The sequence below is a fragment of the Streptomyces sp. NPDC053069 genome, assembly GCF_044546895.1.
In the GTDB taxonomy this organism is placed as follows: domain Bacteria; phylum Actinomycetota; class Actinomycetes; order Streptomycetales; family Streptomycetaceae; genus Streptomyces.
Map to the genome: position 1 here is coordinate 49,239 of NZ_JBITZN010000016.1, position 20,778 is coordinate 70,016.

Sequence of the window (20,778 nt, forward strand, 5' to 3'; positions counted from 1 at the left end):
GTTGCGGCGGAGAGAAGTTACCGGCGTACCCTGCGGCCCGGCATGAAGGTGAACACCGCGCCGCCCAGGAGGATCGCCGTGCCCGCCACCAGGCCCAGTGCCTTGAGGGCGCCGTGGTCGCTCGCGCCGGTCTCGGCGAGGCCGCCGGAGCCGGAGGTGCTGCTGCCGCCGCCGGCCGAACCGCCGGAGGCGGACGTGCCTCCGGACGCGCCGCCCGGCTGCCCGCTGGTGTCCAGGGTGAGCGAGACCTCGGTCCTGGTCGGGGTGCACGTCGTGGTCGTGCCGAGCGCCTTGACCGTCAGAACCCCCGGCGACAGCGTCGAACTGCCGCTCGCGCCGGGCTTGTAGGTGCCGGTGAGGTCCGGGATCTCGATCGGGTCGCCGGACTTGATGGGCTGGGCGTTGGCCGGCCCCTCCACATGCACGGTGCCCTTGTCGGCACCGCCGAGCACCACCTCCATGGACGGCTTCACGGAGTCCTTGGGGATGTCGGCGGGGCTGTTCATCACCGACTTCTTGAACTGCACGGTGAGGTCGAAGTTCCCGCCGTTCTTCCGTGCGTCGATCTGCACCGGCGAGGTCGCGTTCTTGTCGCCGATCGGGGTCTTGCAGGCGTAGGGGATCTGCACCTCCTTGCCGGTGAAGTCGCGCTGTCCGCTGCCGCCGCTCGTGGTGGCCGTGGGGGTCGTCGAACGGGTGGGGGTGCTCGACCGCGTCGGCGTCGCCGACCGGGTCGGTGTGCTGCTGGACGTGCCGCCGCCACCGTCCGTCACCTGGATCGTCGCCGCCTTCTGCACGGTCTCCTTCGGCGAGCACCTGGTGTCCGTCGACATCGCGTTGACGGTGTACGCGTCCGGTGTCAGCGTCACCGCACCGGCCGCCGTCAGCTTCAGGCTGCCCTTCATGTCGGACAGCACCATGTCGCCGCCCTTGGGGATCGCGGGGTTCGTGCGCGTCCCCTGCATCGCGATGCCGGCGGTCTGCGCGCCGGCCGCCCTCAGCACTCCGGACGGCTGGACCGAGTCGGCGGGCAGGTCGATGATGTCGGGGTTCTTGGACGCGGCCTGGACGAACTTCCACACGACGTCCACCGTGTCACCGACCTTCGCGGTGGCCGGTGCGGTGATCTCGACCTTCGTGGTGCCGTCGACGGGACTGATGCCCGCCGGTGGCACACAGTGGGTGGCGTACGACACCTCGGCCGCCTGCGCGGGGCTCGCGGCGAGGCCCAGCAGGACGCCCGCACCGCTCAGCGCCAGCGCGGCGCCCGCGGCCGTCCCTCTCCTTCGGATGCTCACGTGGGTCCCTTCGTGGTGGGAGTCGTAGGACTCGACGGGCTGTCGGTGTGCGGTGCGGAGAGCCGGCCGGCCGGGTCGCCCGGGACGGAGCCCGGGGTGAACCACGGCAGGGTCGGGTTCGTGGGGGGCGGTTCGGGGGTCCGGGAGCGCGACAGCGGCAGCCGCAGCGCGGGCCGGGACGGCAGCCTGCGGCCGCTGCTGCGGGAACCGCCCGGGCGGCGCGGCCGTACCCGGTCCACCACGGCCATGCCGATGCGGAACAGCGCGGCCGGGACCACCAGGCAGAGCAGGATCCAGAACAGGGTCACGCCCCAGGGGCGGCCCACGCCCCACGGCTGTTCGGCGAGGACCCTGCCGTCGTACTTCAGGGACACGGTGTAGTCGCCGTGCGCCCCGGCGGACAGTTCGACCGGCAGCCTGACCTCGGCGCGTCCTCCGGGCGCCAGGGTGCCGTGCCACTGCCGGTCGTCCCACTGCGGGGCGAAGACGCCGTGGGCGGAGCCGACTTGGAAGACGGGGTCCTTGATCGCGCCCGTGCCGGTGTTGCCGACGGTGAAGACCAGGGTGCGGCTCGGCGGCGCCCCGAACCAGGTGAGCGGTCCGCTCGACCCGGTCAGCCGGGTGTCGGACAGGATCGCCAGCCGGCCCCCGGACTGTTCGGCGGGCAGCGGGGCGACGGGGTGCCCGGCGACCTGCAGGACGGCGTCCGCCTGCGCCTCGGCGCCGGTGACGGTGGCCACGTGCACCACGCAGGGGCAGGGTACGGGCGGTTCGGCGACCGGGAGTCTCCGGCGGAAGCCGCCCCGGGCGTCGGTGGTCACGGCGCGGCCGTCGCCGTTGGCACAGGAGTTGGTCCCGCCGATGACACCCCGGGACGGTGTGGCCCGCCCACACACCAACAGCATCAGCAACGTGTGCGACCGCCAGCCGCTACCGCTGACGGTGACCGCTCCCCCGGCGCCCCCCTGCGACGCCGACAGCGTCACCACCGGCCCGTCCGCCGCGACCGCCGCCCGCCCCGAGAAGGGCACCACCAGCAGCGCGAGCACCACCGCCAAGGTGGACAGCCGCAGAGCCCCTGCCTTTCCGCTCACTTCACCGCCCCCTCCGCCAACGCACCGCCACAAGGGCCGCCCCCGGCAACGCCGTCCGCCCCACGGACCGGCCGACCGCCGGACGGCGTACGGCGTCGGTACCGGTGTGCGGCAAGCGCCGCGCCCGTGATCAGCAGCAGGGCACCGGACGTGGCCGCCGGCGCCGGCCACGGCACGAAGTGGGCCGTCGCGGTCGCCGTGTCATGGGCTCCGCCCGGGGCCGTCACCGTCAGGCGTACGTCGACGGCGTCCAGCGCGGGCCGGTCGGGCCACGGCTCGGTGAGCTTCAGGCGGGTACCGGGGCGCAGGCGGACGGGCAGGGGGCGGGCGGCGCGGTCCAGGACCCGGCCGAGGATGCCGTCGGCACGCACCGCGACCCTCGGTACGAGGACGGTCGTACCGCGGTTGACCAGCTCGTACGTGATGCGATCGGCGTGCACGGCGAGGTGCTCGACGGTCAGTGCGGCGAGCGCGGGGCCGCCCACGCGCAGCCGGAGGGGGACGGTCGCGGTATGCCCCCGTGTGTCGCGCGCGACGACGGCGGCGGAGCGGTCGCCGGGCGCCGCCCCGACCGGCACGGTCACGGTGAAGGGCACCTCGGCGCGGGTGCGGGCCGGGACACGTATCCCAGTCCCGGCCCGCTCGGCGAAGACGGTCCGCAGGCCGGTGCCGGACAGCCGTACGGCGACCGGCGCCCGTCCGGGATTGGTGACGGACACCGTGTCCCGCAGGACCGTCCCGGGCGTGCCCTCGGCATAGAAGGACGGGCGGCCACCGCCGGCGGGCGCGACGGACCAGCCCGCGGCGGCCGAGGCCCGGGGCGTGGCCCCCGGCGCGGCGGCCGAGGCCCGGGGTGCGACGCCCAGCACGGTGCCGAGCGCGGCGCACAGGCACAGGCCCGCGGGCAGGACGGCGCCGGCCCGGAACAGGGCGCGGACCGGGGGCAGGCGCCGGTGGCGGATCAGGGCGCGGGCGGCGGACGGCATGGGCGGCTCCGGCGGGGCCTCGGTGCAGTGGGGCCTCGGGTCGAGTGGGGCCTCGGTTCGCGGGGTTCGATGGGGCTCTCCTTCGGCGGGGCCCGGGCGTCAGCGCCGCACCGTCTGCCCCCCTCGGGTCAGCCAGAGCGCGCCCGCCGTGCCGGCGAGGAGCACCGTGCCGCCGAGTGTGCCGAGGGCGACGGCGGAGTCCTCGGGGCCGGTCTGCGGGAGCTGTCCGCCGGAGGAGGCACCGGAGGAACCACCGGAGGCCGAGGACGAAGAGGAAGACGACGAGGACGTGGACGAGGAGCCGCCGGCTGCGGTCACGGCCAGGGTCAGGCCCGGTTCGGGGCTGTTGGCCGGCGTGCAGGTCGTCGTCGTACCGAGCGCCTTGATGACGAGCGTGCCCGGCGTGAAGGTGACCTTGCCGGACTTCTTCGGCGTGTACGTGCCGCTCAAGTCGCTGATCCTGATGGGGGTGTTGGCGGGGATCGCGGCCGCGTTCGGGGGCCCGCTGACCGCGAGGGTGCCGCTGTCGGCACCGCCCAGCCTGATGGTGGCGCTCGGACTCATCGCGCCCTTGCCCAGCTCGACCGGGCTGGAGGAGACACCCTTCTGCCAGGTCATGGTGATCTTGTAGCCGCCGCCGCTCCTGACGCCCGTGATGTCGATGGGCGAGACGGCGCTCTTGACGCCGATCGGGGTGTGACAGCGGTAGTCGACGTCGACCACGTCGGCGTGGGCGGCCGGCGCGGACAGCAGCACCGCCGAGCCGGCCAGGGCCGCGGCGGACGCGAGCGCGGCGGTTCGTTTCGGGTACGACACGGTCGGTCCACCCCATTCGTTGCGGATTCGCTCCGGCGAGCAGTTCCTGACGGCACATCAGATTCGGCCGTCAAGGTACGCCCGGCGCCGTGAGGAGGGAAGACGCATCACACGCCGGAGTTGTGACGATCCGGCGTGTGTGACGGGTGGCCGGAGTGGAGGGTGGGCCGGGCCCCCTACGGCCGGCGCAGCACCTCCGGCAGCCCCCAGCGCCGTAGCACCTCGGGAACGACGACGGTGCCGTCGGGCCGCTGATGCTGTTCCAGCAGAGCCGGCACCAGACGGCTGGTGGCCAGGCCCGAGGCGTTCAGGGTATGGACGTGGACCGCCCTGCCGCCGCCGGCCGGGCGGTACCGGATGCCGCCGCGCCGGGCCTGGTAGTCGCGGGCGTTCGACACCGAGCTGACCTCCGCGTAGGCGCCCAGGCTGGGCAGCCAGACCTCGACGTCGTACGTGCCGGCCTGGGCGGCGCTGGTGTCCCCGGCGGCGAGCCGGGTGACCCGGTAGTGCAGGCCCAGGCCGGCGACCGACTCCTCCGCCCGGGCGAGCAGTTCACGCTGGGCCGCCTCCGAGTCGGCGGGCCGGGTGAGCTGGAACAGTTCGACCTTGTTGAACTGGTGGCCGCGCAGGGTGCCCCGCTCCGCGGTGCGGTACCCGCCCGCCTCCTTGCGGTAGCAGGGGGTGTAGGCGACGTACTTGAGGGGCAGCTCGCGCTCGTCCAGGGTCTCGCCGTGGTGCAGGGCGGCGAGCGCGGTCTCGGCGGTGGGCAGCAGGAAGCGCTCGGGACGGCCGTCGGGCCCGTGGTCGGTGACGAAGACGTCGTCGGCGAACTTGGGGAACTGGCCCGCCGTGTAGCCGGCCTGCCAGGTCAGCAGGTGGGGCGGCAGTACGAAGGTGTAGCCGGCCCGGCGGTGGCCGTCCAGGAAGTGGTTGAGCAGCGCCCACTCCAGTGCGGCGCCCTCGCCCCGGTAGACCCAGTTGCCGCTGCCGGCGAGCGCGGCGCCGCGCCGGTGGTCGACCAGCGCGAGGTCCTCGGTGAGGCGGACGTGGTCGAGGGGCGGAAAGCCGAACTCCGGGCGGGCGCCCTCGGTACGGACGACCTGGTTGCGCTCCTTGCCGCCCGCGGGCACGTCCGGGTCGGGGAGGTTCGGCAGGCCGTCGAGGAACGCGCGGTGCCCGGCCTCCAGCCGGCCGTGCGCGGCGGTGGCCTCCGCGACCCGGCCGGCCAGTTCCGCCGCCCTGCCGAGGAGTTCCCCCGCCGGTTCGCCGGCCCGGCGCCGGGTCGCGATGTCCGCCGAGACGCGGCGCCGTTCCCCACGCAGCCGCTCCAGGGCCGTACGGGCCTCGCGCAGCTGTCGGTCGAGGGCGAGGAAGGCGTCGAGGTCGACGTCCAGGCCGCGTTTGGCGAGGCCTTCGCGGACGCGTTCGGGGTGCTGCCGGATGAGGGTGATGTCAAGCATGGTGCTGCCCAACTGTGCGGCGGGGCGGCACGGTCCGCCCCGGGTCGGTTCCCTCGGGGCGTGGGCGAGAGGGTGCTCGCGGTGCCACCACGCCTTCGCCGTCGTACGACGGCCTCGTCGGGCCCGATGACGGGGGCCGGCCGGCGGGGCATTTCCTCCCCGCACTCGGGAGGGGATTCACCCCGGGGTGCGAGGCCGCCTTCACAGCGGGTGGCGGCTCTCTCGGCTCGCCGGCCCCGGGCTACTTGTCTCCGTCAGCGCGTTGCGCCCAGGCTAGGGGGTGCCGTACCCGGCGAAAACCGAATTTTCCGCGCGCCACGTACGGACGGGAACCCGATGGCCTACGCCGGTGCGCCCAGCTCCGCCCACACCGTCTTGCCCGGCCGGCCCGCGGCGCGGACGACGCCCCAGTCCAGGCACAGCCGCTGCACGATGAACATGCCGTGCCCGCCCGGGCGGCCGGCGCGGTGCGGGGTGCGGGGTGCCGGCTGGCCGGTGCCGCGGTCCGAGACCTCGACCCGGATCACCTTGTTGTCGCAGGCCAGGAGCAGTTCGTCGGGCCCCTCGGCGTGCAGGCAGGCGTTGGTGACCAGCTCGGAGACGACGAGCAGCACGTCCTCGGCGGCGGCCCGCTGGTCGGCGCCGGCGGCGGGCAGCCAGCCCCACGCGTACAGCGCCTGGCGGGCGAAGTCGCGGGCGAGCGGGACGACGCCGCTCTCACCGCGCAGGCCGAGTCTGCGGACCTGCGGGCCGCCGGTGCCCTGAGTGCCGCCGGCAGGTCCGGACGGTGCGGCTGCCCCCGTGGGCACGCCTGCGACAGGCGCGCCCCCCTCGGACGCCCCGGAAGCGCCGCTGGGCTCCGGGCCGCGGTCGCCCGGCGAGTAAGGCCGGGTGGTGCTCATCAGCGCTTCACCTCACCGATTCACCAGTTCACGATTCAAAAGGCCGGCACCGGTCCGTGCCGACCGGTCCATAGGTCGTCCGCCCGGCGTCCGCCCGCCGCCCGCGCGGGGTGTTCTGCTCGCCCGTCCGTCGCACGTACGTCCTGTCCAGTCGTTTCGCCGGTCCCGGGGCGGTCCGGGGGCCGGCGGTCGTCGGGGGTCTCCCGCTTCCTGCCCTCTCCTGCCCGGCCGATCCGGCGCGACACCCCTGTCTTCGGCGTGACGAACGCAACGACCGGGGGCCGGCGGCACACGGGAGGGCGGGACGGCGGGCTCAGTCGGCGCCGTCGGTCAGGGCCGCCTCCACGGAGTCGTGCACGGTGAAGACCGCCTCGGCACCGGTGATCTCGAACACCCGGGCGACCACCGGCTGCATCCCTGCCAGATGGACCCCGCCACCGGCGGCCTCCGCCTTCAGCCGGGCGCCCAGCAGGACGTTCAGGCCCGTGGAGTCGCAGAACTCCAGGCGCGAGCAGTCCACAACGAGGCGCGAGAAGCCCTTGTCCAGGAGGTCGTCGAGGGGCTCACGCAAAAGATCGGCGGTGTGGTGGTCGAGTTCACCCGCCGGTGTCACAACGGCGCTGGAGCCCTCTTCCCGCACCTCCACCAGAAGCCGGCCCGACTGTGCGCTGCCGACCGTCCCGTGGTCCATGCCGTCTCTCTCCCGAGGTCGTGGACGCTGACTGCTCTCGAACATTACGCCCTCCATGCACACTCCGGCACCCGAAGAACCTCACAGAACCGGACATACCTGAACAGAACGCACTTGCGATCGTCTCGGTGAAGCGGGTAGGGCTAGTAAGGACACCTACCCCTACACGCCGGCTTCGGAGGCGCCGCACACCGCAGTGCACGCACGGCTTCGGCAGCCATATGCCGAGAACGATGGAGGACACCATGTCACCCCGGCTCGACGCATCGCATACCCCGTTCGCGACGTCGACACCCCCACCGGAACAACTGGATCATCCCATCGACGCCCTCGATGCCTTCGAGGGACTCCCGGAGATCCCCCCGTACGACGAGATCGGCCCGGTCGACGCGCGGGCCCTGTCCAAGACCCTCTTCGAGCGTCTGGAGTCGCTGGAGGAAGGGACGCACGAATACTCGTACGTCCGCAACACCCTCGTCGAGCTGAACCTCGCGCTCGTCAAGTTCGCCGCCTCCCGCTTCCGCTCCCGCAGCGAGCCGATGGAGGACATCATCCAGGTCGGCACCATCGGCCTGATCAAGGCGATCGACCGCTTCGAACTCGCCCGCGGTGTGGAGTTCCCCACCTTCGCGATGCCGACCATCATCGGCGAGATCAAGCGTTTCTTCCGCGACACCTCGTGGTCCGTGCGCGTGCCGCGCAGACTGCAGGAGCTGCGCCTGGACCTGGCCAAGGCCGGGGACGAGCTGGCCCAGCGGCTGGACCGCGCGCCGACGGTCGCGGAACTGGCCGAGCAGCTCGGCATCTCCAACGACCAGGTCGTCGAGGGCATGGCCGCCTCGAACGCCTACACGGCCTCCTCGCTGGACGCCCAGCCCGAGGAGGACGAGACGGAGGGCGCGCTCGCGGACCGCATCGGGTACGAGGACCACGGCCTGGAGGGCATCGAGTACATCGAGTCGCTCAAGCCGCTGATCGCCCAACTCCCGCAGCGGGACCGGAAGATCCTCTCCCTGCGTTTCGTGGCGAACATGACGCAGTCGGAGATCGGCGAGGAGCTCGGCATCTCCCAGATGCACGTCTCCCGGCTGCTGTCGCGCACCCTGGTACGGCTGCGCAAGGGGCTGACGCTCGAGGAGTGACCGGCGGGTCCCCGCCGCGGTGACGCCACCGGAAGCGGCCCGGCCGTCGGTGCCGGGCCGCTTCCGCGTGTGCGCCGCCCACCTCTCCAAGTGCGTGGGTATCCACGGTCCGTGCGGCCATTCCCGGATTCCGGCCGCAGCCCGGCCCAACTCGCCCTGAGGTCCCAACCGTTATGCGGTTACCCACGGAAACCCCTTTTCCCGGCCGTCCCCCTCGACCACTATGGCCCCCCATACCGGCTGGTTGGCCGGGCCGGGGCCGTGACGGCACGGTCGCCCGTGGTGCGAGGAGGCTGGACGATGGCTCAGGGGGACGGGGCCGGGACGGGCGGAACCGAGGCGGGCGCGGAGTACGAGGACGTACCGGACGCCCGGCTCACCGAACTGCTGCGCTCCTCGGCCGCGACGGCGTACCCCGCGCTGCAGGAACTGCGCCGTCGGCACCACCCGGCGGTGCTGGCCTACGCCCGGCTGTGCGCGGCGAGCGAGCCCGCCGCCCGTCGGCTGGCGGCCGAGGCCGTCACCACGGCGGCCCGCGAGACGGCCCGGGGGGTCGAGCCCGTCGTCCCGCTGCGCCACCGGCTCCTGCTGCTGACCGCCGGGCTGGCGGCCGCCTGGGCACGCGACGAGCGCGCCACCGGCCTCGACCCCGGACTGCTGCTGATCCTGAACGCGTCCGGCCTGCCCGACGGCCCCACTCCGCCCCTCCTGCCCGCGTTCCAGTCGCTGCCGTCCCGCACCCAGGGCCTGATCTGGTACGGCGCGCTGGAGGAGGAGCCGCAGGAGCGGACCGCCGCCCTGCTCGGGCTGAGCCACGCGGACGTGGCCTACGGCACCCCGCAGGCCCTCAAGGCGCTGGCCCGGGCCTGCCTCCGCCTGCGCCTCGCCGGCTCCGACGACCCGCGCTGCGCCGACTTCCGGCGGCTGATCGAGGAGGCGGTACGGCCGGACGGGCCGCGCTACAGCACCGATCTGGACGCCCACATGGCCCGCTGTCCGCACTGCACGGCCGCGTTCGAGGAACTGCGGGCCCTGCGGGACGCGCCCCGGCAGACCCTGGCGGAGGGCCTGCTGCCGTGGAGAGGGACGGCGTACACAGGCGACGACGTCCGCACCGAGGAGCCGCCGGCCGTCCCCGCTCCGCCCGCCGTACGGGGGACCCGGCCGCCCCGGCGCCGCGTCCTGTTCACCTCGGCCGCCCTGGGCGTCGCCCTGACCCCGCTGCTGGTCTTCCTGCTCACCCCGGCGCACGGCGACGACCGGCAGCCGACGGCCGCGACACCCACGCCTCCCCCGGTGACGGTGACGGCGACGGTCTCCGTCACCCCGTCCCCCACCCCCTCCCCCACGAAGCCGTCGTCGAAGCCGTCGTCGAAGCCGCCGTCGAAGTCGCCGTCCCCGACGCGGACTTCGGCCCACCCGACGACCGCGCCCCCGTCACCCCGGCACACCACCACCCCCGGGCCGCCCCCCTCCTTCACGCCCCCGGGCACCTCCTTCGCCCAGGTGCTGAACGTGGCGACGGGCCGCTGCCTGGACATCCGCGACGGCGATCTGTCCGAGGGCAACGACGTCATCACGGCCCCCTGCTCCTTCGCCGACACCCAGCGCTGGCGCTTCGACCCCTACCTGGGCGTGCTCCGCTCGGCAGCCGACGACCGCTTCTGCCTGGACAGCCGGGGCTCCGTGGACCGGGGCGTCGGCATCTGGGAGTGCGACGCGGTCTACAGCGGCAACGGCGACAACCTGCGCTTCGCCATCGACCCCGACGGCACGATCCGCCCGGACATCGCCATCGAGACGGCGGTGACCCCCTACGGCCGGCACGGGGTGGCCCTGCAGCCGCTGGACGACAGCGAGGACCAGCGCTGGCGGGCCGGGGCCCGGTAGTACCGGGACGGCTCGGGGAAGCCGGCGGGTCACCGGCTCCGGCTGGAGACCAGGGCGGTGCGGGTCCAGTGGATCAGCTGCTGGACGATGCCCCGGGCCCGGGCGCTGTGCTGCGGGAAGAACGGGAGCAGCATCAGCGCCGGCGCCGAGGCCACGGTGACCACGAGCAGCGGCACCAGCGCGAACAGGACGATCAGAACACGCTGTACCCAGCGGGCACCCGCCGTCAGAAACGTCCCCGAGGAGTGCATGGATGAGCAGTCCTTTCCGTGAGTGACGACCTGCCCACCACCCTCCGGCGGCTTCGGTAGGTTGCGGAACCGGCAACCGTTGCCATTCCAGGGCCAAGCACCGGGGGGATCACCGATGACCGAACTCGCCTGCCCGGCGGGGGTTTCCGGCGCCGTCGAGCGAGGAGTCGTACGCGAGGTTGCCGCGCTGGGCAACGCGTTGACCGAGCTGTTCAACACCCTGGGCCTGTCGCAGAACGCGTACGCGGTGCGGGTGTCCCTGGACAAGTCCGTCGTCTCCCGCTTCCTGCGGGGCCGCCGCATCGCGACGCAGGACTTCGTCGACCGGCTGGTGCGCGAGGTCGAGGAGAACCGGGGTGCTCCGGTCAAGCCCGAGGCCAAGGACCGCTTGGCCGAGCTCCGGCTGGCGGCACTCCGTGCGTGCGATCCGGATGTCTACGAACTGGAGTCCCTGCGCGCCGAGATGAGGAAGTCGCGGCGCGAGGTCGAGATGCTCGTGCGGCACCAGGAAGCCCTGCACGATCTGCTGGACAAGCGGGAGTCCGAGATCGGCGCCGTCCAGGGCGAGTTGGAACGCGTCCGGCGCGACGGCGTCACGGAATACGTGCGCGCGGAGCGGGCGGAGGTGGAGCTGCGCGAGGCCACCGAACACCACTCGGCGGAACGGGGCCGGCTGGTTGACGAGGTCGCCCGGCTGAAGCGGGAACTCGCCGAGGTCGCCGCGATGAAGGAGCAGGCGGAACAGCGCTGCGAGGACCTGGAGACGCGCGTCCGGGAGATGGAGGAGGAGCTCGCCCACAGCCGCGAGGGGGCCGGGGAGGCGTCACATCTGCCTTTCGATGCGTTTCTGGCTCAGCTGGAGCACCAACTCGACGTGGGGGACCAGCGGGGGGTCACTCTGGAGGCGACCCAGGCGGCATGGGAACGGCCGATCAAGGAAGTCGTCCGGCTCATGGCCTGGTTCGGGCAGCGGCAGGACTTCTCCCGGCGGGACCGCATCGTGGTGGACGTCGTCCACTCCCGCTCCCTCGACGACCTCGCCGCGTTCGGAACGGCGCTGCGCCCACTCGGCTTTCCGCGCCCCAGAAGCCGTGTGCTCACCCCGGCTGCGATCGTGCTGCTCAACGAGGAGGTGGTGGCCATCCGATCGGTCGAGGAGATCGCGACACTCCACACCCGCTGGGCGGAACCCGACCGGAAACGGCGCGTCACCAGGAGGGACCTGATGGCGACGCTGGTCAAGTCCGACAGGAGCGTGGGCGATGTGGCCCGGGTCATCGCCCGGCTCGGCCCCGACGACGAGCTGTCGAACCGGCACATCACCCAGGCCGCCGAAACGGTCGAGCCGGGGCGTCTCGCCGCCCTCATCCCCCTTCTCGCCGGGAGCGATCGGGAGGACCTGGTGGCTCCGCTCTGCCGTGCCCTGACCCAGCAGCTCCCCCTCAGGTCTGCGATCGCACTGGACATGCGGGGTCTGGAGAACATGAGCGAGGAGCACGCCGAGCTTCTCGTCAGGGCGCTGCTGCGGGCGGTCACCCTCGACGCGGTCGTCGTGTTTCTGGCGAGGATCTGTGACGCCTACGACGAGGGGCGTCGGGCAGAGCCCGTGGTGACCGCCTTCTTCGACGCGCTGAAGTCGGCCGGCGGACTCGCCGACGTGGCGTCGTTCGTGGCCAAGAACAAGGGGAGGCGGCTGGGCCTGCCGAGCGCGTGCACTCAGCTGCACATGCGCTTGAGGGCGTGGTCGGCCACCGGGAGCTGAGCCGGCTCGCTCCCTGTCACACCACCCGCACCCCGCGTCGCCACACCCCGCCGACCAGCGGAACGCCCGGCCGGTAGGCCAGGTGGACGTGGCTCGGGGCGTCCAGGAGGACGAGGTCGGCGCAGGCGCCGGGGGTGAGGTGGCCGATGTCGGTGCGGCGCAGGGCCGCCGCGCCGCCCGCCGTGGCCGACCAGACCGCCTCGTCCGGAGTCATCCGCATGTCACGGACGGCCAGAGCGATGCAGAAGGGCACGGAGGAGGTGAAGGAGGAGCCGGGGTTGCAGTCCGTGGACAGGGCGACCGTGACACCCGCGTCCAGCAGACGGCGGGCGTCCGGCCACTCGGCGCGGGTCGAGAACTCGGCGCCCGGCAGGAGCGTGGCCACCGTGCTGCCGCTCGCCAGGGCGTCCACGTCCGCGTCCGTGAGGTGGGTGCAGTGGTCGGCGCTGGCCGCGTCCAGCTCGACGGCCAGCTGGACGCCGGGGCCGTAGGAGAGCTGGTTGGCGTGGATGCGCGGGTGCAGGCCCTTCGCCTTGCCTGCGGTGAGGATCGCGCGGGCCTGGTCGCCGTCGAAGGCGCCCTTCTCGCAGAAGACGTCGATCCAGCGGGCGTGCGGCGCGCAGGCGTCCAGCATCTCGCCGGTGACGAGGGCGACATAGGCGGCCGGGTCGTCGGCGTAGTCCGGGGAGACGATGTGCGCGCCGAGGTAGGTCACCTCGTCGGTGTGCTTCGCCGCGAGGCGCAGCGCCCGGGACTCGTCCTCGACCGTGAGGCCGTATCCCGACTTGGTCTCGAAGGTGGTGGTGCCCTGGCGGAGGGCCTCGTCGAGGTAACGGGTCAGGTTCGCCTCCAGTTCCGCGTCCGTCGCGGCGCGGGTGGCGGCGACCGTGGTGCGGATGCCGCCCGCCGTGTAGGAGCGGCCGGACATGCGGGCGTTGAACTCCTGGGTGCGGTCCCCGGCGAAGACCAGGTGCGAGTGCGAGTCCACGAAGCCCGGCAGCACCGCCCGGCCGCCCGCGTCGACCCGATTGTCAGTGGCGGGTGCTTTGCTGGCTTCACCGGTCCACACGACGCGGTCGCCGTCGATGACGACGGCCGCGTCCTGGATCAGACCGAGGGGGGAGCTGTCACCGAGGGAGGGGTCATTGGTGACCAGCGTGGCGATGTTGGTGATGACGGTGCTGCTGCTCATGGTGTCCTCGTGGGTGGTCGTCAGGCGCGGAGGGCTTCGACTGCGCGCGCGAGAGCTTGCGGCACATCGGGCACGAGGGCGTGCGCGCCGTCGCGTACGACATGCCGGCCGCCCACGACCGTGTGCCGTACGTCTGCCGCCGTCGCCGCGAATACGGCCGTCTCGGCGCCGAGGCGCGGCACCGGCCCCGCTGTTCTGACGGAGTCCAGGGCGATGGTCGTGAAGTCGGCCAGTGCTCCCGCCTCCAGGGTGCCCGCATCCTCCCAGCCGAGAGCGGCGTGACCGTCGGCGGTGGCGGCCCGCAGCAGCGCGGCAGCCGTCCAGTGTCCCCGGGTGCGGGTGCGCAGCCGCTCGTTCAGCTCCATGGCGCGCGCCTCTTCGAGCAGGTCGATGACGGCGTGGCTGTCGGAGCCCAGGGAGAGCGGTGAGCCGGCCCGCTGCAGGGCGACGGCCGGACCGATGCCGTCGGCGAGGTCCCGCTCGGTCGTCGGGCACATGCAGGTGCCGGTGCGGGAGCCGCCGAGCAGAGCGATGTCCTCGTCGGTGAGGTGGGTGTTGTGCACACCGGTGGTGCGCGCACCGAGGACACCGTGGTCGGCGAGCAGCCGGGTGGGCGTGCAGCCGTGCGCGGCGAGGCAGGCGTCGTTCTCGGCCGTCTGTTCCGACAGATGCACATGCAGCGGCGCCCGCCGCTCCTCGGCCCACCCGGCGACGGTCGCCAACTGGTCGGCCGGTACGGCCCGTACGGAGTGAATCGCCGCCCCGATCCGCGCGTGGTCCCGCTCCTTGAGAACTGCACAGCGTTCGGCCCAGGCCTCCGCGCTGCCGTCGGAGAAGCGCAGCTGGTGGGGGTTCGGGGCCTCGCCACGGTGCTTGTTCACGATGGCGGAGGAGAGATAGCAGGTGTCGAGGAGGGTGATCCGGATGCCGGCCTCGGCGGCGGCCGCGATCAGTGCCTCCCCCATGGCGTTGGGGTCGGCGTAGGGGGTGCCGCCGGGCGCGTGGTGCACGTAGTGGAACTCGCCGACAGCGGTGATGCCGGCCAGGGCCATCTCGGCGTACACCGCGCGCGCCAGGGCGTGGTAGGTGTCCGGGGTCAGGCGGTCGGCGACGGAGTACATCACCTCGCGCCAGGTCCAGAAGGTTCCGGAGCCGACCTGGACGGTGCCGCGCAGCGCACGGTGGAAGGCGTGGCTGTGGGCGTTGGCGAGCCCCGGCAGGGTGAGCCCGCGCAGTACCTCCGCACCGGGCGGCGCCGTGGGCGTCCCGGTGCGGACCGCGCCGATCCGCCCGTCCTCGGCCTCCAGCACGACCCCCGGCTCGACGTGCGTGCCGAGCCAGGCGTGCTCCAACCAGTAGGTCCGCTTGGTCACCTGCAGGCCAGCCCTTCCAGTACGTCGGCGAGCGCGTGCACCCCGGCCACGCAGTCGTCCTCGGCTGCGAACTCGGCCGGGGAGTGCGAGACCCCGGTGGGGTTGCGTACGAACAGCATGGCGGTGGGGATGCTGCCGGAGAGGATTCCCGCGTCGTGTCCGGCCCCGGTTCCGAGCACGGGCACCTTCAGGCCGGTGTCCTTGCCCAGGATGCGGCCGAGTTCGTCGCGCAGGGCGTGATCGAACTCGACGACCGGGGTGAAGGACTCGCGCACGACGTCCAGGTCGATGCCGTGGGCGTCGGCGTACTCGCGTGCGGCCTTCTCGATGCCGCCGACCACGGTGTCCAGAGTCTCCTGGTCGGCGGCGCGGGAGTCGAGCCACCCGCGCACGAGGGAGGGAATCGCGTTCACGCCGTTGGGCTCCACCGCGATCTTCCCGAACGTGGCGACGGCACCGGCGAGCGCGGCCTCCCGGCGGGCGGCGAGCACGGTCTCGGCATAGGACAGCATCGGGTCGCGCCGGTCGACCAGCCGGGTGGTGCCGGCGTGGTTGGCCTCGCCCCGGAAGTCGAACCGCCAGCGGCCGTGCGGCCAGATGGCACTGGCGATGCCCACCCGGTCGCCGGACAGGTCCAGCGCCCGTCCCTGCTCGACGTGCAGTTCGACGAAGGCGCCGATCCGGGCCAGCCGCTCGGGGTCGGCCCCGATGCCCTCGGGGTCGTGTCCGGCGGCCTCCATGGCCTGCGGGAGGCTGACCCCGTCCCCGTCGGTGAGCCGGTGGGCCTGCTCGACGCTCAGCTGCCCGGCGGTCAGCCGGGACCCGACACAGGCGAGCCCGAACCGGGCCCCTTCCTCGTCGCCGAAGTTGACGATGGCGAGGGGTTTGGTGAACCGCGCGCTCCTGCTCCGCAGCTCGTCCAGGGCGGCGAAGGAGGACACGACCCCGAGCGGCCCGTCGAAGGCCCCGCCGTCCGGCACGGAGTCGAGGTGCGACCCGGTGACCACCGCGTCTCCGGCCGCCGGGTCCCCGAGCCAGGCCCACTGGTTCCCGTTCCGGTCGACCTCGTACGCCAGCCCACGCCCCTCGGCCTGCTGCCTGAACCAGGCCCGGCAGTCGGCGTCGGCGCCGGTCCAGGCGTAACGGCGGTAGCCGCGGGACTCGGCGTGCCGCCCGATGGGGAGCAGCTCGCGCCACATCTCGTGGAAGGAACGCGAGCCGAGCTGAGAGTGGGGGAGGGTGGGCACGGCCGAACCCGTGGACGGCGACGAGGCCTCAGCCCCCACCGAGGAGGTGCCGTGCCCGACCTGTTCCTGCGTCACGCGCCGTCACCCTCGCGCATCGGCACTCGCACCCCGCGCTCGGCCGCGACCGACTCCGCGATGTCGTACCCGGCGTCGACATGCCGGATGACACCCATACCGGGGTCGTTGGTGAGAACGCGCCGGATCTTCTCGCCACCCAGCTTCGTACCGTCGGCCACGGTGACCTGACCGGCGTGGATGGAGCGGCCCATCCCCACACCGCCACCGTGGTGGATGGACACCCACGACGCACCGGAGGCCACGTTGACCATGGCGTTCAGCAGCGGCCAGTCGGCGATCGCGTCGGACCCGTCGAGCATGGCCTCGGTCTCGCGGTACGGCGAGGCCACCGACCCGCAGTCCAGGTGGTCGCGGCCGATCGCCAGCGGTGCCGCCAGCTCACCGGAGGCCACCATGTCGTTGAAGCGCTCGCCGGCCTTGTCGCGCTCGCCGTAGCCGAGCCAGCAGATACGCGCGGGCAGACCCTGGAAGTGGACGCGCTCGCCGGCCATCTTGATCCAGCGGGCCAGGGACTCGTTCTCCGGGAACAGCTCCAGGATCGCCTTGTCGGTCTTGGCGATGTCGGCGGGGTCGCCGGACAGGGCAGCCCAGCGGAACGGGCCCTTGCCCTCGCAGAACAGCGGGCGGATGTAGGCGGGCACGAAGCCGGGGAAGGCGAACGCCCGGTCGTATCCGGCCAGCTGGGCCTCGCCGCGGATGGAGTTGCCGTAGTCGAACACCTCGGCGCCGGCGTCCATGAAGCCGACCATGGCTTCCACATGGCGCGCCATGGACTCCCGCGCACGCGTGGTGAAACCGGCCGGGTCCTTCGCGGCGGCATCGGCCATGTCCTCGAAGGCCACGCCCACCGGCAGATAGGACAGCGGGTCGTGGGCGGAGGTCTGGTCGGTGACGATGTCGATGGGGGCGTTCATCGCGAGCAGCTGCGGGACCAGCTCGGCCGCGTTGCCGAGGACACCGATGGACAGCGGGCGGCGGGCGTCACGCGCCTCGGTGGCCAGCTGCAGCGCGTGGTCGAGCGAGTCGGCCTTCACGTCCAGGTAGCGGTGCTCGATGCGGCGCTCGATGGCGCGCGGGTCGCAGTCGATGCAGATGGCGACACCGTCGTTCATCGTCACCGCGAGCGGCTGGGCGCCGCCCATGCCGCCGAGGCCGGCGGTCAGGGTGATCGTGCCCGCGAGGGTGCCGTTGAACTTCTTCGCGGCGACGGCGGCGAAGGTCTCGTAGGTGCCCTGGAGGATGCCCTGGGTGCCGATGTAGATCCAGGAGCCGGCGGTCATCTGGCCGTACATGGTCAGACCGAGGGCCTCCAGGCGGCGGAACTCCTCCCAGTTGGCCCAGTCGCCGACGAGGTTGGAGTTGGCGATGAGGACGCGCGGGGCCCACTCGTGGGTCTGCATCACGCCGACCGGGCGGCCGGACTGGACCAGCATGGTCTCGTCCTGCTTGAGGGTCCTCAGCGTGCGCACCATGGCGTCGAAGGAGCGCCAGTCACGGGCGGCCTTACCGGTGCCGCCGTAGACGACGAGCTTGTCGGGGTGCTCGGCGACCTCGGGGTCGAGGTTGTTCTGCAGCATGCGCAGGGCGGCTTCCTGCTGCCATCCCAGGGCGCTGAGTTCCGTGCCGCGCGGTGCTCGTACGGGGCGGGGTCCCGACATCGTCTGCCTCCTGCTGTTACTACGTCTATTCACATCCTGAAGGTCTGAATAGAACTAGTCAATACATCGGGGCGCACCCGTCCGCGCGCCGTCGGTGTTTGGCTGGATGTACGCGAGACCGGCACGGGGGAAACGAGGGGAGAGGTTGTGGAGCAGGACATCGAGACGCAGCCCGGCGAGGCGCGGGAGCGCGCCGCCCGGCGGGACGACGCGGTGCGCGCCGCCGTCGAGCAGGGCCTGGTGGGGCCGGACGCCGCCGTGGTGGGGCTGCTGGACGTGACCGGGATCCGGGAGTCGGCGGCGGCCCTGCGGGCGGCGTTCGACGCGGTCCTGCCGCCCGGGACGCCGGTGCTGCACGCCTTCGCGGTGAAGGCGACCCCGCTGGTCCCGGTGCTGCGGCTGCTGCACGAGGCGGGGATCGGCGCGGAGGTGGCCAGCCCGGGGGAGCTGGCGCTGGCCCGCGCGGCCGGGGTGCCGGCCGCGCGGACCGTGCTGGACTCGCCCGCCAAGACCCCGGCGGAGCTGCGCGAGGCGCTGGCGCTGGGCATCGCGGTGAACGCCGACAATCCGCAGGAGCTGGACCGCCTGGACACCCTGGTGCGGTCCGCCCCGACCAGGTCCCCGCTCGGCATCCGGGTGAACCCGCAGATCGGCGGCGGCACGATCGGGGCGACCTCGACGGCGACCGAGACCTCGAAGTTCGGGGTGGCGCTGCGCGACGAGGGGGCGCGCGAGTGGGTCGTACGGGCTTACCTGGACCGGCCGTGGCTGACCCGGCTGCACGCGCACACCGGCTCGCAGGGCATTCCTCTGGCACTGCTGGCGCGGGGCGCGGCGGAGGCGTACGCGCTCGCGGAGGAGATCAACGAGCGGGCCGGGCGGCGGCAGATCGACACGCTCGACATCGGCGGCGGACTGCCGGTGAACTTCGCGGCCGAGGCGACGGCACCGTCGTACGCGGAGTACGCCCGGCTGCTGGCCGGTCAGGTGCCGGGGCTGTTCGACGGGCGGTACGGGCTGGTGACCGAGTTCGGGCGGTCGCTGCTGGCCAAGCACGGCACGGTGGTGGCCCGGGTGGAGTACACCAAGAGCGCGGGCGGGCGGCGGATCGCGGTGACGCACGCGGGCGTACAGGTGGCGACGCGGACCGTCTACGCACCGGGGGCGTGGCCGCTGAGGATCGGCGCGTACGACGCCAAGGGGCGGCCGAAGCCGGGGCCGGACGTGGTGCAGGACGTGGCCGGGCCGGCCTGCTTCTCGGGGGACCTGCTGGCGGAGGGCCGCGCGCTGCCCCTGCTGGAGCAGGGCGACTACGCGGCGGCGCTGGACACGGGCGCGTACTACTTCGCCCACCACTACGCCTACAACTCCCTCGCCCGGCCCGGCATCCACGGTTTCGCACCGGACGGTTCGGGAGGGGTCGCCTTCGCCACCGTGCGGGAGCCGCAGACGGTCGCCGAGGTGGTCGCGGAGTCCGGCGGGGCGCACGCGTCGGCGCTCACCACCCTCTGGGCATCCGGGAGCCGTTGACGCACCTCCGGCACCTTCGAACAAATGGGCCAACCAGCCGGAGACACACGTCAGTTGACCCACTCTAGTACGCCGCATGCATGTTCCACTGGAAAATGCCAAAGGCTCCTCCTTTCGCGCGCACGGTGCGTAGTGTCTCTGTCACTCAGCCGGAGGCCCAGGCGGGAGGGGAACCCACGGTGCCCGGAATCGACGAGTGCCTGCTGGAAGCGATGCGGTTACCCGGTGCGCGGGGAGCGGCACTGGTGGACTGGACGAGCGGACTGGCGCTCGGCACGGTCGGGGAGGCGCCCGGCGGCGATCACGAGACGACCGCCGCGGAGGCCGCCGAACTGGCCCGGATGGCCGCCGAGCACGGAGCCTTCGCGGCCCACGGGGACGGACACCCGCCGGTCGAGGACGTGATCGTCAGCAACCACGACAGCTATCACCTGCTGCGGTTCGTGGACACGTCCTTCGACAGCAGCGTCTTCCTGCACCTGTGGCTCGGCCGCGAGGAGGGCAATCTCGCGCTGGCCCGCATCCGGCTCGGCGAGATGGCGGCCAGGCTGGTGCTGGGATGACCGTGGTGCAGACACCCCCGCCGCCGCTGCCCGTGCGGGACAGGTCGGCCACCCGTGCGCTGTCGCCGATGCTGACCCGGCTCGCCGAGGAGCGGGCCACCGGCGTCCTGGTGCGCGAGCACGGCACCCTGTACCTCGCCGAGGGCCGGGTCGTGCACGCGGAGAGCCCGCTCGCCCCCGGTCTCGACGTGCTCCTCACGGCCCACGGCACCCTCGCGGCCGCCGCCTGGCAGCGGGCCGCCGCCCAGGCCGCCGGCTCGCTGCAGGCGGCCGAACTCCTCCTGGAGGCCGGGCTGTTACCGGCCGGCGCGCTGGAGCTGTGCCATCTGGACGCGTTGTACGACGCCGGGTACTTCACGCTGGCCCCGAGCAGCACCCCGGGACGCTTCCGCTACGACAACGCGCCCCGCATCGGCCCGCTGCCCTCGGTCCCGGTCGTCGCCCTGGAACGCGAGACGCTGCGCCGCCGCCTGATGCTGCACCGGCTGTGGCCGGACCCGGCCGCCGACAGTGCCCCGCTGATCCGCGCGGACCCGGTCGCCCGTCCGGCCGCCACCGCGCCCGTCACCCCCAGGCAGCGGGCGGTCCTGGACCGTGTGGACGGCGTCCGCACGGCCACCGCGATCGCCCGGAACCTGGGCCGGCAGGCCTTCCACACGCTGGTCGACGTACGCCGGCTCGCGGCGGCCGGCCAGGTCGCCCCCCTGGCACCCGTCGTCACGGAACCCGCCCTGCCGCCCCCACCCCCACCCCCGGTCACCGACCCCGACATCGCGCTGCTGAAGAGGCTCAGGGATGCGCTGGAGGCGCTTTGAACGGCACCGCCCCGCCGAGAGGAGAGAGCT

General features: G+C 73.1%; 18 protein-coding genes. 6 read left to right on the forward strand and 12 right to left on the reverse strand.

Translation table 11 applies throughout. The features are described 5' to 3' along the window. Positions 1-17: 17 nt before the first annotated feature. The 7 genes from ACIGXP_RS31165 to ACIGXP_RS31195 all read right to left on the reverse strand — a co-directional run bounded on the left by ACIGXP_RS31165 (position 18) and on the right by ACIGXP_RS31195 (position 7,247). Entirely contained in the window at positions 18-1,298 is a 1,281-nt protein-coding gene (locus tag ACIGXP_RS31165) for a hypothetical protein (protein ID WP_399773994.1), read from the reverse strand. Next, positions 1,295-2,392 carry a hypothetical protein gene (locus ACIGXP_RS31170; RefSeq protein WP_399773997.1) on the reverse strand — a complete coding sequence of 366 codons (1,098 nt, stop codon included), beginning with the start codon at positions 2,390-2,392 and terminating at the stop codon, positions 1,295-1,297. The genes ACIGXP_RS31165 and ACIGXP_RS31170 overlap by 4 nt, the downstream gene beginning before the upstream one ends. Then, positions 2,389-3,378, reverse strand: coding sequence for a hypothetical protein (locus tag ACIGXP_RS31175; RefSeq protein WP_399773999.1), 990 nt, complete (start codon positions 3,376-3,378; stop codon positions 2,389-2,391). Before ACIGXP_RS31175 ends, ACIGXP_RS31170 begins: the two co-directional genes overlap by 4 nt. Positions 3,379-3,477: 99 nt before the next feature. Next, complete coding sequence (locus tag ACIGXP_RS31180) at positions 3,478-4,194, reverse strand: LPXTG cell wall anchor domain-containing protein (protein ID WP_399774002.1); 717 nt, start codon at positions 4,192-4,194, stop codon at positions 3,478-3,480. 176 nt (positions 4,195-4,370) lie between these two features. Then, entirely contained in the window at positions 4,371-5,654 is a 1,284-nt protein-coding gene (serS, locus tag ACIGXP_RS31185; protein ID WP_399774005.1) for a serine--tRNA ligase, read from the reverse strand. A gap of 341 nt (positions 5,655-5,995) precedes the next feature. Next, positions 5,996-6,556 carry an ATP-binding protein gene (locus tag ACIGXP_RS31190; RefSeq protein WP_363216462.1) on the reverse strand — a complete coding sequence of 187 codons (561 nt, stop codon included), beginning with the start codon at positions 6,554-6,556 and terminating at the stop codon, positions 5,996-5,998. A gap of 313 nt (positions 6,557-6,869) precedes the next feature. After that, positions 6,870-7,247, reverse strand: coding sequence for an STAS domain-containing protein (locus ACIGXP_RS31195; RefSeq protein WP_363216461.1), 378 nt, complete (start codon positions 7,245-7,247; stop codon positions 6,870-6,872). 245 nt (positions 7,248-7,492) lie between these two features. On the opposite strand from ACIGXP_RS31195, the gene ACIGXP_RS31200 reads away from it, so the two are divergent. Then, positions 7,493-8,389: an RNA polymerase sigma factor SigF gene (locus ACIGXP_RS31200; protein WP_399774009.1), complete on the forward strand. Its 897-nt coding sequence runs from the start codon at positions 7,493-7,495 to the stop codon at positions 8,387-8,389. A gap of 300 nt (positions 8,390-8,689) precedes the next feature. After that, entirely contained in the window at positions 8,690-10,279 is a 1,590-nt protein-coding gene (locus ACIGXP_RS31205; protein WP_399774012.1) for a ricin-type beta-trefoil lectin domain protein, read from the forward strand. A 29-nt stretch (positions 10,280-10,308) separates the two neighbouring features. Here the strand turns inward: ACIGXP_RS31205 and ACIGXP_RS31210 are convergent, their stop codons facing one another. Further along, positions 10,309-10,530, reverse strand: a complete 222-nt coding sequence (locus ACIGXP_RS31210) for a hypothetical protein (protein ID WP_363215505.1) — start codon at positions 10,528-10,530, stop codon at positions 10,309-10,311. Between the two features lie 115 nt (positions 10,531-10,645). Between ACIGXP_RS31210 and ACIGXP_RS31215 the strand changes: the two genes are divergently transcribed. Continuing rightward, on the forward strand, positions 10,646-12,292 hold the full coding sequence (locus ACIGXP_RS31215; protein WP_399774016.1) for a hypothetical protein: 1,647 nt from the start codon (positions 10,646-10,648) through the stop codon (positions 12,290-12,292). Between the two features lie 16 nt (positions 12,293-12,308). Here the strand turns inward: ACIGXP_RS31215 and hutI are convergent, their stop codons facing one another. The 4 genes from hutI to hutU all read right to left on the reverse strand — a co-directional run bounded on the left by hutI (position 12,309) and on the right by hutU (position 17,840). Continuing rightward, positions 12,309-13,484: an imidazolonepropionase gene (gene hutI, locus ACIGXP_RS31220; protein WP_399774019.1), complete on the reverse strand. Its 1,176-nt coding sequence runs from the start codon at positions 13,482-13,484 to the stop codon at positions 12,309-12,311. Between the two features lie 20 nt (positions 13,485-13,504). Next, entirely contained in the window at positions 13,505-14,857 is a 1,353-nt protein-coding gene (locus ACIGXP_RS31225; protein ID WP_399774021.1) for a formimidoylglutamate deiminase, read from the reverse strand. Beyond that, a complete protein-coding gene (locus ACIGXP_RS31230) occupies positions 14,854-16,056 on the reverse strand; it encodes an allantoate amidohydrolase (RefSeq protein WP_399774267.1) in 1,203 nt (400 codons plus the stop codon). The genes ACIGXP_RS31225 and ACIGXP_RS31230 overlap by 4 nt, the downstream gene beginning before the upstream one ends. 119 nt (positions 16,057-16,175) lie before the next feature. Continuing rightward, positions 16,176-17,840 carry a urocanate hydratase gene (hutU, locus tag ACIGXP_RS31235; protein WP_399774024.1) on the reverse strand — a complete coding sequence of 555 codons (1,665 nt, stop codon included), beginning with the start codon at positions 17,838-17,840 and terminating at the stop codon, positions 16,176-16,178. 147 nt (positions 17,841-17,987) lie between these two features. Between hutU and ACIGXP_RS31240 the strand changes: the two genes are divergently transcribed. From ACIGXP_RS31240 to ACIGXP_RS31250, 3 genes are all read left to right on the forward strand, one after another. After that, complete coding sequence (locus tag ACIGXP_RS31240; RefSeq protein ID WP_399774027.1) at positions 17,988-19,370, forward strand: diaminopimelate decarboxylase; 1,383 nt, start codon at positions 17,988-17,990, stop codon at positions 19,368-19,370. Positions 19,371-19,549: 179 nt separating this feature from the next. After that, positions 19,550-19,933: a hypothetical protein gene (locus tag ACIGXP_RS31245; RefSeq protein ID WP_363215500.1), complete on the forward strand. Its 384-nt coding sequence runs from the start codon at positions 19,550-19,552 to the stop codon at positions 19,931-19,933. Continuing rightward, complete coding sequence (locus tag ACIGXP_RS31250) at positions 19,930-20,748, forward strand: transcriptional regulator (RefSeq protein ID WP_399774030.1); 819 nt, start codon at positions 19,930-19,932, stop codon at positions 20,746-20,748. Before ACIGXP_RS31245 ends, ACIGXP_RS31250 begins: the two co-directional genes overlap by 4 nt. The last annotated feature ends 30 nt before the right edge of the window (positions 20,749-20,778 follow it).